Consider the following 13490-nt stretch of genomic DNA (forward strand, 5'->3'; position numbering starts at 1 on the left):
AAGCCTTACAGCGCCGATGGTACTGCAGGGGGGACCCTGTGGGAGAGTAGGACACCGCCGAACAAATCTTGAGAAAGAGCCCCAACTCCGGATTTACCCCCGTGAGTTGGGGCTCTTTCGCGTTCACTGTACGGTCATGGCCACGTCAGTGCGATGTCAATGGCGCGTCACGCATCGGGGCCAGCGTCGTGGTCCATGGTCTCCACACGCACCGCGCGCGGACAGCGCAGCAGCAATGGCCGCAGCAGGAACAGACGGCTCACCGTCACCGTCATCGCCAGTACCGCCGTGCTCGCCACCGGAGCGGCTGTTGCCCTCGCCGCCGGCGGCGGGCACGCAACCGCGGGTCCGAAGGGCGACGGCACCGCCATCACTCCCGTCGGCTACAAAGTCACCCCGGCCGGCAAGCAGGCCCAGCTCGGGGACCTTCCCCTCAACGCTGTTCTGTCGCCGGACAAGAGCATGCTCCTGGTGAGCAACGCCGGTCAGGGCACCCAGTCGCTCCAGGTGGTCGACCCCAAGGATTCCAAGGTCGTACAGACCATCTCCTATCCGAGCCCGCAAGCGATCTTCACCGGCCTTGCCTTCAGCCCCGACGGAAAGCGTGCCTACGCCAGTGGCGGCGGTCGCGAGATCATCCACACCTACGACGTACGGGCCGGGCGGCTCACCGAGACCGCGCCCATCAAGCTCCCGACGAAGAACCCGCAGGGCCAGGCCGTGAACATGTATCCGGCTGGGATCGCCGTGACGCCTGACGGGAAGCGGCTCGTCGTCGCCGACCGGCTCGCGGACGCCGCGACCGTGGTGAATCTGGCCGACGGGTCCATGGCAACCGTTGCTGTCGGACACGCCCCTTACGCCGTCGCCCTCACCGAGGGCGGAAAGACCGCCTACGTCACCAATCAGGGCGGCAACACCGTCAGCGTCCTCGACATCGGCGGGTCCGCCCCCGTCCTGCGGGCCACCGTCAAGGTCGGCACCCATCCCAACGCCATCATCGCCGACCGAGCGCAGAAGACCCTGTACGTCGCCAACGGCGACAGCGACCAGGTCAGTGTCATCGACACAGGCAAGCGCACCGTGACGCGGACGATCGGCCTCGCGCCGTACGCGCATGCGCCTGTCGGCAGCAACCCCGATGCTCTCGCGCTCTCCGAGGACGGGCGTCGGCTCTACGTGGCGAACTCCGGCAACAACGACATCGCCGTCGTCAGCCTGAAGAGCGGCACGACGGAAGGGCTCGTCCCCACCGCCTGGTACCCGACCGCCGTCGTCGCGCACGGCGGCAGCCTCTACGTCACCAATGCCAAGGGTCTCGGCGCAGGACCCAACAACGGTCCCGGCCATCCGGACCCCACCTCGACGGCCCCCCAGTCGCCCGACCAGTACTCGGGCTCGATGATGAAGGGCACGCTGTCCACCATCGGCCTCGGCGGCGGGGACCGGCAGCTGCGCGACTGGACGCGGACCGTGGTTGCCAACAACGGGTTCGATCAGGGGGACGGCCCCCGGGCCACCGGGGCGGTCGTACCGCGCCGGGTCGGTGAGAAGTCGCCCATCAAGCACGTCATCTACGTCGTCAAGGAGAACCGGACCTTCGACCAGGAGTTCGGCTCCCTCCACAAGGGAAACGGTGACGCCTCGCTCAACCTGTTCGGCGACGACTCCGCGCCCAACGCCCGCTCCCTCCAGCGTCAGTTCGTCACGCTCGACAACTTCTACGCCGACGCCGAGGTGAGCGCGCAGGGCTGGAACTGGACCGTTGCGGCCAATTCCAACCCCTACGCCGAGCAGGGCTGGCCCGCCAACTACTCCGGGCGCAACCACTCGTACCCGTCCGAGAACAACGACCCGGCGATCGCGCCGAACAAGGACCCCGAGCAGGCTTACATCTGGCAGCGGCTCGCGGACAAGGGAATCAGCTTCCGGAACTACGGGTTCTACGGGTATGCGGACGCGAGCGGGAAGACCGTGGCCGACGACCCCGTGCTGAACGCCCGGACCGACCACGCCTTCGGACCGTTCAACCTGAACTGCCCCGACTCCGCGAACACCTTCCCGGCCCGCGCCACGAGCTGTGGCAGCCCGCGGATCGAGGAGTGGAAGAAGGAGTTCGCACAGTACGAGAAGAACGGGAACCTGCCCGCCTTCGAGTCACTGCGGCTCCCCAACGACCACACCTCGGGGACCAAGGCCGGACTGCCGACGCCGAAGGCGTACGTCGCCGACAACGACTGGGCGCTGGGGCAGCTCGTCGACACTGTCTCGCACTCGAAGTACTGGAAGTCTACGGCGATCTTCGTGACCGAGGACGATGCTCAGAACGGGCCCGACCACGTGGATGCACACCGGACGATTTCGCAGGTCATCAGTCCCTACACGCGCATCGGGCGGGTCGACTCGACGTTCTACTCGACCGCGTCGATGCTGCGGACCATCGAGCTGATGCTGGGCGTGTCCCCGATGACGCAGTTCGACGCGTACGCCACCCCGATGGTCAACTCCTTCACGGCGCGCCCCAATCCGGCCGCGTACCGGGCCATCAAGCCGCCCACCGATCTGACCGCCGTGAACACGGCCGGCTCGCCGATGTCGGCTGTCTCCGCGAAGCAGAACCTGACCAAGGAGGACCAGATCGACGAGCGCACGTTCAACGAGGCGATCTGGGAGAGCGTCCGCGGGGCGCAGTCCACGATGCCGGCGCCGAAGCACGACCTGTTCGGGGCGCCGACCGCTCAGGCGAAGACGTCGGACGATGACGACTGACCCTGGCTGAGGCGACCCGGCCGAGGCGACTCGGCTGAAGTGACTCGGCTGAAGTGACTCGGCTGAAGTGACTCGGCTGAAGTGACTCGGCCGAGGTGACTTGGGTGCGGCCCCGCGAACCGGGGCCGCACCTGTCGCGTCAGGGCGTGAGAAATGGGCGCGCCGTCCGCAGCGTCGGGCCGTTACCGTGGCCGCATGCAGTACATGATCCGGTCCATACGCCCCGACGAGTGGCCCGCGGTGAAGGAGCTGCGGCTCACCGCTCTCCAGGACCCCGTTGCGCACCTCGCCTTCCTGGAGACCTATCAGGATGCCGTCGACAAGCCGGACTCCTTCTGGCAGGAGCGGGCGGAAGGGGCTGCCGAGGGGGCATTGGGAGTTCGGCAGATCATCGCCGAGGCCCCGGACGGCACGTGGGTCGGCACGCTGACCGTGCTGGTCGAGGAGGCCGGGACGAAGGACTGGGCCGGGTTCCCGGTGGAGCGGAAGCAGGGCCATCTCGTGGGGGTGTTCGTACGCCCTGAGCACCGGGGAACCGGGCTGACCGAGACGCTCTTCGACGCCGGTCTTGAGTGGGCGTGGGCGCGCGGTGTCGAGCGGGTGCGGCTCATCGTGCACGAGGACAACGAGCGGGCCAGGACCTTCTACCGCAAGATGGGGTTCGTGCCGAGCGGGCTCACGGTGCCGCTGTCCGAGGACTTGGGCGAGTCCGAGCTGGAGATGGTGCTCGAGCGGGCCTGAGGCGGTGTCCGACACTGCGCGCCCGGCGGGAATCGCCGGACACCGCCCGGCCGGGCGCTACACGGGTGGTTCGTACTGCGGCCAGCGTGCACGGGCCTGTTCGCGGGAGCGGAGCAGGGCCAGGGTCGGCAGGCCGCGGTCCGCTCCGGCGGACAGGAGTTCCGGCAGCTGGGGGAGGGGAGCCACGGCCGCCACGTCGTCCAGGACAAGGGTGAGTGGTGGGTCGAGGCGACCGGAGGATGACCGTTCGGCCATGCGCCGGCCGCGCTCGACCACGCTGGAGACGAGGGCCGTCAGCAGGGGCATGGCGCCGGGGTGCTGCCTGGGGTCCTCGATGGATTCGCCTACCACATAAAGAGTGCCCCCTTCGTTCACGAAGGAATCCAAGGCGAGGCTGTCACTTCGGTTGGGTGTGCATGCCTCGCGGATATGGACCGTGAAGAGGGAGGACAGGGCGCGTGCGGTCAGTTCCTGAGCCATGTCCCTGCGTTCGGGGTGCGAGGTGAGCGCGGACTCCAGCTCGCCTGCCGCGCCGGACGCCGCCTTGGGGTTCGTACGGAGGGCGCGCACGGCTTCCTGGACCTGGGTGCCCTGGGCCCAGCGGTGAATGTGCCGGATGGTTCGGCCCTCTATGGCTGCTGCGTGCAGATAGCTCCGCAGGAGTGTTTCCGCCGCGTCGGCGAGCGCCTGGTCGATACGGGCCGTGGGGCGGACCGGCGCGAGCAGCGCGACGGCGCGGGCCGCGGCGGTGGCCTTGTCCTCGCAGCCGGAGGACGGGGACCAGTGCAGCCGGGCCGGGGTGTCGCACAGGTGGGAGGGGTCGTAGAGAAGAACGGGGCCGAGCTTGGCGCGGGCGTCCTTGGTCTCGGACCACAGGGCCGGGCCGGAGGTGACGACGAGCGCGGGTCCCTCGGCGTCGCGCACGGCCTGGGCGGCCAGGGGATGACGGGTCTCGGGTCCGCCGAGGACGACCGATGCGGGCGTCCATGCCCCGGGGCGCGCGGCGGTCTGCTCGGCGCCGACGCCCGCCGGACGGGGGGCGGTTGCGACGTCGCCCGAGGCGGCGGGAGGCTCGGGCCCGGATGCCGACGGGCCCGGGTGCCCGGCCGTGGACGGCTTCGTCACCGCGGGGCCGAGAACGGGCACCGGGGTCGAGGCGATGTCGGAGGACGGCACACCGGCGCCCCGCGTCGACGCACCGGCGTGCTGCGCGGACGCGCCGACGACCGGGGCGGTCCAGCCCGCGGCCGGGGCGGGCGAGCCCACAGGAGTGGCGGGCGAGCCCACGGCGGTGGCGGGCGAGCCCACGGCGGTGGCGGGCGGGCCTTCCGCCGGTCCGGCTGAGCCGGGAGCCGGAACCGACGAGCCCGCGTGCGGGACGGGCACGCCCGCGGCGGCGGACGGTGCGCCCGCAGGCCAGGCGGATGCGTTCGCGGCCGGGGCAGGTGCGCCCGCAGGCCGGCCGAAGGGGTCCCCGGCCGGGGCGAACGTGCCCTTGGCCGTCGCCTTCCGGCGGGCCCGTACCGCCTTCCACCGGGCCACCGTGCCGATCACGAACACGGTCAGCACGAACAGCACCATCAGTTCGCCTATGAACAGGCCCCAGAACAGCCCGTATCCGGACAGCTGGTTCGCCGGCACGTCCGGCCATGCAGCCGCGATGTCATGGGGCCGGATGGCCAGATGCCGTATGGCCACCGGCGTACGGCTGAACCGGACGTCGTGCGGCCAGGCGCCCCGCGCGAACCAGCCCGCGAGGCCCGTGGCCGTCCACACCATCAGCGTCACACCGAGCAGGAAGGCGAGCACGCCCACCAACAGGCCGTCGGGGATGCCTCCCCGGCGGTCCTGTCGCTCCTTGGCTGCAGTCATCGGGACCCCATGTCTACGCCACCTACGCCACCGTGGACTCGGAGGAGCCGTCCAGGTCGCTCAGCCGCTCTTCCATGAATGCCGCCGCGCGTTCCTCCGCCTCCCGTTCCGCGGCGCGCAGTGCGTCGTGCGCCGGGTCGCTCGCCGACTCCGTCATCGCGCGGTCGGTGAAGACGAGCGGCCGTTCCATCTCCGTGATCAGGTGTTTGACCACCTGGACATTGCCGTTGACGTCCCACACCGCGATGCCGGGCGTCAGGGTGGGGATGATCTCCACGGCCCACCTCGGCAGGCCGAGCACCCGGCCGGTCGCCCGTGCCTCGTCCGCCTTTTGGGCATAAATGGTCCTGGTGGACGCCATCTTCAGGATCGCGGCGGCCTCCTTCGCCGCCGCCCCGTCCACGACGTCGCTGAGGTGGTGCACGACCGCCACGAAGGACAGACCGAGCCGCCGTCCGAACTTCAGCAAACGCTGGAACAGCTGGGCGACGAACGGGCTGTTGATGATGTGCCAGGCCTCCTCGACCAGGAAGATGCGCTTCTTCCGGTCGGGGCGGATCCACGTGTGCTCCAGCCAGACGCCCACGATGGCCATCAGGATCGGCATGGCGATCGAGTTGCGGTCGATGTGGGACAGGTCGAACACGATCAGCGGGGCGTCCAGATCGATGCCGACGGTTGTGGGTCCGTCGAACATGCCCCGCAGGTCACCGTCGACCAGGCGGTCCAGGACCAGCGCCACGTCCAGGCCCCAGGCCCGTACGTCGTCCAGGGCGACATTCATCGCCTCCGCGGACTCGGGTTCGGGGTGCCGGAGCTGCTCGACGATGTCGGTGAGGACCGGCTGGCGCTCGACGATCGTCTCGTTGACGTACGCGTGTGCGACCTTCAGGGCGAAGCCGGACCGTTCGTCGAGGCCGTGCCCCATGGCGACCTCGATGATCGTGCGGAGCAGTGCGAGCTGGCCGGTCGTCGTGATCGCCGGGTCGAGGGGGTTGAGCCGGATGCCGTGGTCCAGGGCGGCCGTCGGGTCGAGCCGGATGGGCGTTATCCCCAGCTCCTGCGCGATCAGGTTCCACTCGCCGACCCCGTCCTCGCCCTGCGCGTCGAGGACCACGACCTGTCGGTCGCGAAAGCGCAACTGGCGCAGGACGTACGTCTTCTCCAGTGCCGACTTGCCGTTGCCCGACTCGCCGAGCACGAGCCAGTGCGGCGCCGGGAGCTGCTGGCCGTACAGCCGGAAGGGGTCGTAGATGTAGCCCTTCCCGGAGTAGACCTCGCGGCCGATGATCACACCGGAGTCGCCGAGGCCGGGTGCGGCCGTCGGCAGGTAGACGGCTTGGGCCTGGCCCGTGGACGTGCGGACGGGCAGCCGGGTCGTCTCGACCTTTCCGAAGAGGAAGGACGTGAAGGCGTCGGTCAGGACGGACAGCGGATCCCGCATCAGGTCCTTACCTCCGAATGCCGGTGGCGAAGGGGAGCGTGTTGACGAAGGCCCGGTGGTGCTCGCGATCGCACCACTCCAGCTTCAGATAGGACTTGCCGGCCGAGGCGCGGATGGTCCGCTTGTCCCGGGCCAGGGCTTCCGGCGAACGGGCCGAGACGGTGATGTAGCCGACCAGGTTGACGCCCGCGGCGCCGCTCGCGAGGTCCTCGCCGCGCTGGTCCAGGCGGGAGTGGGCGGCGATGTCACGGGGGTCGACGGTGCGGTTCATCTTGGCGGCGCGGCTGGCCTCGGCCTCGTCGTTGGTCTTCTCGGTGAGCATGCGCTCGATGGCGACCTCGGTGGGCTCCAGGTCCATGGTGACGGCGACCGTGCGGATGACGTCCGGGGTGTGGACGAGCAGCGGAGCGAGGAAGTTCACGCCGACCGGGGTCATCGGCCACTCCTTGACCCATGCGGTGGCGTGGCACCAGGGCGCGCGCGTGGACGACTCGCGGGTCTTCGCCTGCAGGTAGGTCGGCTCCATGGCGTCGAGTTCGGCGGGCCAGGCGTTCCGCTTGGTCATCGCCTGGATGTGGTCGATGGGGTGGTCGGGGTCGTACATGGAGTGGATGAGGGAGGCGAGCCGCCCCTGCCCCAGCGGCTGCCGTACGCGGATGTCGGCTTCCTGCAGCCGGGAACAGATGTCGGTCAGTTCGCGCGCCATGACGACCGCGAGGCCCGCGTCCCGGTCGACCTTCTTGCCGCCCTGCGGGCGCGCGGCGCGCGCCATGGCCTGGGCCTCGGCGGCCAGTTCGCGGGTGTAGTGCATACAGGCGACCAGGTAGGCGCGGTGCTGCTCGCTGCTCGTGGACACCATGGACTGGAGCTGGTCGTAGGACCGCTGCAGCCAGGCCGGGGAGCGGTCGTCGCCGCGCTGGGTGACGTCCTTGGCGTGTGCGTCCGGGTCGGCGGGGAGGGTGCGGGCCAGCATCTGCAGGCGGGTGACGAAGCCGTCGCCGTTGGCCACGTGCTTGAGGAGCGTGCCGAAGCGGTCGACGAGGGCCTCCTGGTCCTCGCTGTCGCGCAGGCCCACGCCGGGGCCCTCGATCTCGATGGCGGCGGTGACGGTACGGCGGTCGGCGTGGAGCAGTACGGCGATCTCGTCCGGGCCGAAGGGCGCGGCGAGCCAGGTGATGCGACCGATCCCGGGGGGCGGCCCGATCTCGATCTCACGGCCGTCGAGCCCGGTGCCGGCCTCCATGACCGACGACCGGTAGGTGGTCCCCTGCCGCAGGGTCCGCTTGTAGCTGCGGTTGATCTCGAACCACCGGTAGAAGGTGCGGTGCTTGTACGGGACGTACACGGCGGCCAGCGCGAGCAGCGGGAAGCCCATCAGCAGCACGATGCGCAGGGACAGGACGGGGACGAGTAGCCCGCACATCATGCCGAGGAACGCGCCCGCGATGATGAGCGCGATCTCGCCGGTCTCGCGGTTGCGGCCGACGATCGCGTTCGGCCGGGCGCGGCCGATCAGATATGTCCGGCGGGGCGTGACCGCATGGGACAGGTGGGACTCGGTCGTCAACGCCCTTCACCTCCTGAGCGGTTGGTGCTGCTGTTGCGGGTGCTGCTGGCGTGCGGGGTGTTGGCCGGGCTGGTGCGCGGCGGGGGTGTGGAGGGGACGGATCCGCCTCCGCCCGGCGTACGGGTGCTGTGCGCGGCCACGCCGCCGGATGCGGGGTTGGCGGGGCGGGGCGGCTGGCTGCCGCTGCCCGTACTGCCGTTGCTGTCGGCGCGGGTGCTGTGGGTCTTGATGCCCTGGGCGACGAGGGTCGCGGGGGAGCTGATGACGGCCGCGGCCTTGCTCTCGGCGCTCTGCATGAGGCGGTTGTTGCGGGAGGCGGCGATCTCGTCGCCGAAGCCGGGGACGAAGCGGTAGATCATGGCGCTCGCGAAGATGGCGAGCAGGATGATGGCGAGTCCGGAGACGACGGCGGAGAAGGCGTCGGGGCCGTTGTCGGAGGAGAGCGCGCCGGCGAGCCCGAGCACGATGACGATGACGGGCTTGACGAGGATGACGGCGATCATGACGCCGGCCCAGCGCCGGACGTGGCCCCAGAGGTTCTTGTCGACGAGCCCCGCGTACACGACGGTGCCGAGGAGGGCGCCGACGTAGAGCAGTGCGGCACGGATGACGAGCTCCAGCCACAGCACGCCTGCGGCGAGGATGGACACGAGGGACACGACGATCAGCATGATCGGGCCGCCGCCGATGTTCTCGCCCTTGCTTATGGCGCCGGAGAACGTGCCGAAGAACGTGTTCGTCTGGTCGCCGGTGGTCTTCGCGAGGACGTCGGTGACGCCGTCGGTCGCCGATACGACGGTGTAGAGGATCAGCGGGGTGAAGGCGGAGGCGAGGACGGTCAGCCAGAGGAATCCGACGGCCTCGGAGATGGCGGTGCCGAGGGCGACACCGCGGACGGCCCTCTTCGCGACGGCGAGCAGCCACAGGAGGAGGGTGAGGATGGTCGACGCGGCGAATACGACGGCGTACTGCTGGAGGAACCTGGGGTTGGTGAAGTCGACGTTGGCGGTCTCCTTCACGGCGGCGGACAGCTTGCCGATGGTCCAGGAAGCGGCGCTGGCACAGCCCTTGGCCAGGGAGGCGAGGGGGTCGAGGGTGGGGTCCAGGGGTGGGGAGGTTCCGCCGCCGGATGGGGTGTTGCCTTTTTCGCAGTAGTCCTTGGCGGGGCCGCGGATGAGATCACAGGGGTCATTGCTGCTGGACGGCGAAGGTGTGGGGCTGGGAGCGGCGAGAGCACGGGACGCCAACAGCACCATGGCGGTCTGCACGGCGGTGGCAGCGGCGGTGACCTTGAGTACACGACGCTTAGCGGGCATACGTGAACCCTCCGTACTCCTGGACGGCCTTGGTCATGTCGTCAGCGGTGGATGCCTTCTGATCGCGCCCGACGGGAACGGGCCCGTCCTTCTGCGTGAAGTCGGTGACCTTCCAGTCGTCGTTGATCCACTTCAGCTGGTACGTCGTTGTGTACCAGCTCTCGGACACCGGATTCGTGGATCCCTGGCCGGACAGCCCGAAGAGCGACGTGTACCAAAGCTCGACGGTCGCGCTGTCGGCGCTGAACGTCCTGACCTTGGTGCCAACCGGGATGATCCGCGAGACGAACGTCTCGCCGTTGGGTGCCGTGCCGTCCTTGTTGAGGCCGATGCTGTTCAGGAACTTCTCGCTGGAGTACGCCTTGTCGAGATCCGACTGCCGGGCGGCGCCGACTTCCGGGGCATAAACGGTGTTGACGATCGTGTGCCGCTGGTTCGCATCGAACATGCCCGTGGAACCGAGCGCCACCCCGTAGTTGGCGGCAGCCGACTGCGCCCCCTGCTGATCACGCGCGAACCCTGCCGGAATCCCCCCCGTCTTCGACTGCACCGGTCGGGCGCCGGAGGCGGACGTCGGGGCCGCCTCCGTTCTGGTGCCGTCGGCTGACGACGAACTCCCGCCCCCGCGGTTCGCGAAGGCGATCGCCGCGATCAGGAGGACGACCACCCCGACCACCGTGACCAGGCTCCGCGACGAGGACCGGCCCTTCCGGGCGCCGCCGTACACGTCACCACCCCGGTCGGGCAGCCGCGTCCGGGTCTGTCCCACACCGCCGACATCGCCGTACTCTCCGTCGCCCCCGCCGGAGGCACCGTCACCGAGACTCACGCCGTGCACGCCCCCTCGACCTTGTAGCCGTTTCGCATCCCTTGTCGGAATGCGTAGAAGTACGACGGTAGCCGTGCTGGTTCCCGCGCGGGCGCGGTGTGGTGACTCGACATCAGGGAAACGCAACCTCAGCCGGTGGGCGCGACGGACGGATGGGGCTTGGGAGGGAAGCGGGCGCGCCCGGCCGGGACTGACGGTGCGCCAGGTCTGGCGTGGCGGTCCGCGGCCGGGCCTAGACGGCCATGCCGTACACGATCGTGAACAGCGTGCCCAGTGAGCCGATGATGAAGACTCCGGTCAGGCCCGCGATGATCAGGCCCTTGCCCTGTTCGGCGCTGAACGTGTCGCGCAGGGCCGTCGCGCCGATGCGCTGTTTGGCCGCACCCCAGATCGCGATCGCCAGGCAGAGCAGGATGGCGATGGCCATCACCACCTCGACCATCACGCGTGCCTCGTTGCCCAGGCTGCCGAACGGCCCCCAGTTTGGGGCGATACCGCCGATGATCGTGTTGATGTCGCCTTTTGCGGCCGCGAGATGCATGTAAGTCACCGCCCCTAGTGGGTAGTTCCGTACCCCTGCCGCAGTCGCAGAGGCCAGGGTCATTCTCGCCGACAATGGTGCCGTCGTATGTCGACTTGGCGTCATTGATTGGCGGGTTTCGTACCTGTCCCTTGCTTCCGGCCCGTCCACGACCCTCACGAGGAGCGTGGGTCGGCATCCGAAGGGGCGTATGGTCACCGTGTGTACCACGGCAGGTCACGCCGGGCAATGAGGTCGAAGCGGAACCTGTGGTGCGGTTCCGTCGTTAACCCACTCTGCGCCGCGAGACCCGGGTCGGCCTGCGGCGACACCCTTCGGACCGGGCCGCTGCATACGAGTGTCACCCGTATGAGCGGAAGGCTATCCCCGAGCGGTGACGCGGAATACGCCGGGTGGTCGTGCCGAACGGGCCGCGGCTGCTGCCACGACCCGTTCCCTGCGCCGAGCCGCCGGACGGGGGCCCACGTACCCGCCGTCGGCCTCCCGTACCCGGAGGTCAGCCCGTGAAGGCCCCGACCCCCTCCGGCGTTCCCCAGCCGGTCGGGCCGTCGTAGCCGGACCGGGCGGTGCAGAAGTAGCTCGTGGAGCAGGTGCCGTTGCTGCCGTCGGTCACGTCGTTGAGGGCGGAGGTACCGGCCGCGCTGTACGGGAACCTGGCCGGGTAGGAGCCGCTGGACGGGGTGCCGGCCAGGGCGTAAACACCGGCGATGATCGGCGCGGAGGCGCTGGTGCCGCCGTACGTGACCCAGCCGGTGCCGTCGCCGTACGTGTCGTAGACCGAGACGCCGGTCGCCGGGTCGGCGACGGCCGAGACGTCGGCGATCATGCGCTTGGAGCAGCCGGAGTCGGTCTGCCAGGACGGCTTCGCGTCGTAGGCCGAGCAGCCGGAGCCCGTGCCCTCGGTGCTGCTCGTGTTCCACACGGACTCGGTCCAGCCGCGGCTGTTGGAGGACGTGGAGAGCGCGGTGCCGCCGACGGAGGTGACGTACTTCGAGGCGGCCGGGTACTCGGCGCCGTAGCCGTTGTCGCCCGCGCTGACGGTGATCGCGACGCCCGGGTGGTTGAAGTACTTGGAGTCGTAGGTGGGGTCGGATGAGGACTCCGCGCCGCCGTAGCTGTTCGAGACGAACTTGGCGCCGAGCTTGACGGCCTCGTTCACGGCGGTGCCCAGGTTGGCCGTCGAGGCGGACTTGGCCTCGACCAGCAGGATGCTGCAGTTGGGGCAGACCGCGCTGGCCATGTCCAGGTCGAGGGAGATCTCACCGGCCCAGCCGCTGTCGGTGGAGGGCAGGGAGGTCGTGGAACCGGTCTGGCCGACCTTGGTGAAGCAGCCGTTGTCGGAGGTGCAGTCGGGCAGGCCGTAGTACGACCGGTACTGCGCGAGGTCGGACTCGGCGTTCGGGTCGTCGTATGCGTCGACGACAGCGATGGTCTCGCCGGAGCCGTTGGAGGAGGCGGCGTCGGTCAGGCCGTAGGCGGACTGGAGGTCGCTCGGACCGTAGCCGGTGGGGGAGTCGGCGGCTGCCTTCGGGGACACGTTTTTGGGCGTGATGCCCGTCTTCTGGGCCTGCCGCTTCTGGAAGGCCGTGATGCCTCCAGTGACGCGCAGGGCGTTGCAGGCCATCTCGCCCTTCTTCTTGGGCACGGCGCAGGACCGGGTCCAGGTCACCTTCGGGGAGGCGGACCTGGCGGTGCTCTTCGCGGCGGGCGACTTGGCGATCGCCGGTGCCGCGTTCGCGTCGGCCGCGGTGCCGAGAGCGCCGAGGACGAGGGCGGCGGAGGCGACCGCGGCCGAGCCGATGCGGCGCCACCTGCCGCGTATCGCCTGTCTGTTGGGGGGTGTCGTACGCAAGGTGCGTTCTCCTGGGTCGTGTTGACGGGGGAGGTGTGCGGGTGCGTCACCGGTGCGATGTCCCGGCGACGAGGCGGCGGCCCGCGCACGACACTGACTTGTTGAGTACGCGACAAACAAGAGGCTTCAGGATTCCTGACCCCCGCCTTACCGAACCGAGGCGGCGCCCTTACCGATCAATGGCCAGGGGATGGCGGGCACCTGACGCAGGCTTGACGGCGTGCACGGAGAACCCATGGATCCGGCCGTTCGAGGCCGGTCCGGTGGCCGGTTCGGTGGCCGGTTCGGCGGCATGTCCTGGGAGACCCCGTGCGGCGCGGGATTCTGGAGCTACTGGCGAACGGGGAGGTGACGTCCGGAGCGGTCTGTGAGGTCCTCGCCCGGCGTTCGGGGTATCGCAGCCCGGCGTCCCCCAGCATCTGAAGGCGCTGCGTGAGAACGGCCTCGCGACGGTGCGTCCGGACGGTGCGTCCGGAGGGGACGCGGCGGCTGTACGCCGTGAACTCGGAGCCCCTGCGGGACGTCGACGAGTGGATCGGGCGCTTCCGGCGGTTCTGGG

Annotated in this window: 9 protein-coding genes; 2 read left to right on the plus strand and 7 right to left on the minus strand. The window is 69.7% G+C overall.

Annotation, left to right across the window (positions count from 1 at the left end; translation table 11 throughout):
* Positions 1 to 195 precede the first annotated feature (195 nt).
* Both AAW14_RS09590 and AAW14_RS09595 read left to right on the plus strand, forming a co-directional pair.
* On the plus strand, positions 196 to 2769 hold the full coding sequence (locus tag AAW14_RS09590) for a bifunctional YncE family protein/alkaline phosphatase family protein (protein WP_265562031.1): 2574 nt from the start codon (positions 196 to 198) through the stop codon (positions 2767 to 2769).
* 195 nt (positions 2770 to 2964) lie between these two features.
* Entirely contained in the window at positions 2965 to 3510 is a 546-nt protein-coding gene (locus AAW14_RS09595; protein ID WP_265562033.1) for a GNAT family N-acetyltransferase, read from the plus strand.
* Positions 3511 to 3567: 57 nt separating this feature from the next.
* On the opposite strand, the gene AAW14_RS09600 is transcribed toward AAW14_RS09595, so the two are convergent.
* The 7 genes from AAW14_RS09600 to AAW14_RS09630 all read right to left on the minus strand — a co-directional run bounded on the left by AAW14_RS09600 (position 3568) and on the right by AAW14_RS09630 (position 12931).
* Entirely contained in the window at positions 3568 to 5382 is a 1815-nt protein-coding gene (locus tag AAW14_RS09600; RefSeq protein ID WP_265562035.1) for a type IV secretory system conjugative DNA transfer family protein, read from the minus strand.
* 22 nt (positions 5383 to 5404) lie between these two features.
* Positions 5405 to 6826 carry an ATP-binding protein gene (locus tag AAW14_RS09605; RefSeq protein ID WP_265562036.1) on the minus strand — a complete coding sequence of 474 codons (1422 nt, stop codon included), beginning with the start codon at positions 6824 to 6826 and terminating at the stop codon, positions 5405 to 5407.
* 7 nt (positions 6827 to 6833) lie between these two features.
* Complete coding sequence (locus AAW14_RS09610) at positions 6834 to 8393, minus strand: SCO6880 family protein (protein WP_265562038.1); 1560 nt, start codon at positions 8391 to 8393, stop codon at positions 6834 to 6836.
* Entirely contained in the window at positions 8390 to 9709 is a 1320-nt protein-coding gene (locus tag AAW14_RS09615; RefSeq protein WP_265562040.1) for a hypothetical protein, read from the minus strand. Before AAW14_RS09615 ends, AAW14_RS09610 begins: the two co-directional genes overlap by 4 nt.
* Entirely contained in the window at positions 9699 to 10538 is an 840-nt protein-coding gene (locus AAW14_RS09620; RefSeq protein ID WP_265562043.1) for a hypothetical protein, read from the minus strand. Before AAW14_RS09620 ends, AAW14_RS09615 begins: the two co-directional genes overlap by 11 nt.
* Positions 10539 to 10770: 232 nt before the next feature.
* Positions 10771 to 11079 (minus strand): hypothetical protein, encoded by a 309-nt coding sequence (locus AAW14_RS09625; protein ID WP_265562045.1) that lies wholly within the window; start codon positions 11077 to 11079, stop codon positions 10771 to 10773.
* 496 nt (positions 11080 to 11575) lie between these two features.
* The gene (locus AAW14_RS09630) at positions 11576 to 12931 is read right to left on the minus strand and encodes a S53 family peptidase (protein WP_265562048.1); all 1356 of its coding nucleotides are present in this window, start codon (positions 12929 to 12931) and stop codon (positions 11576 to 11578) included.
* Positions 12932 to 13490: the final 559 nt, after the last annotated feature.

This window comes from Streptomyces hygroscopicus, from assembly GCF_026168105.1.
In the GTDB taxonomy this organism is placed as follows: domain Bacteria; phylum Actinomycetota; class Actinomycetes; order Streptomycetales; family Streptomycetaceae; genus Streptomyces; species Streptomyces hygroscopicus_D.

Excerpts from the sequence above, each read along its gene's own strand:
- AAW14_RS09600 (WP_265562035.1), bottom strand. The coding sequence starts at position 5,382 with ATGACTGCAGCCAAGGAGCGACAGGACCGCCGGGGAGGCATCCCCGAC.
- AAW14_RS09625 (WP_265562045.1), bottom strand. The coding sequence starts at position 11,079 with ATGCATCTCGCGGCCGCAAAAGGCGACATCAACACGATCATCGGCGGT.
- AAW14_RS09605 (WP_265562036.1), bottom strand. The coding sequence starts at position 6,826 with ATGCGGGATCCGCTGTCCGTCCTGACCGACGCCTTCACGTCCTTCCTC.
- AAW14_RS09615 (WP_265562040.1), bottom strand. The coding sequence starts at position 9,709 with ATGCCCGCTAAGCGTCGTGTACTCAAGGTCACCGCCGCTGCCACCGCC.
- AAW14_RS09590 (WP_265562031.1), top strand. The coding sequence starts at position 196 with ATGGTCTCCACACGCACCGCGCGCGGACAGCGCAGCAGCAATGGCCGC.
- AAW14_RS09595 (WP_265562033.1), top strand. The coding sequence starts at position 2,965 with ATGCAGTACATGATCCGGTCCATACGCCCCGACGAGTGGCCCGCGGTG.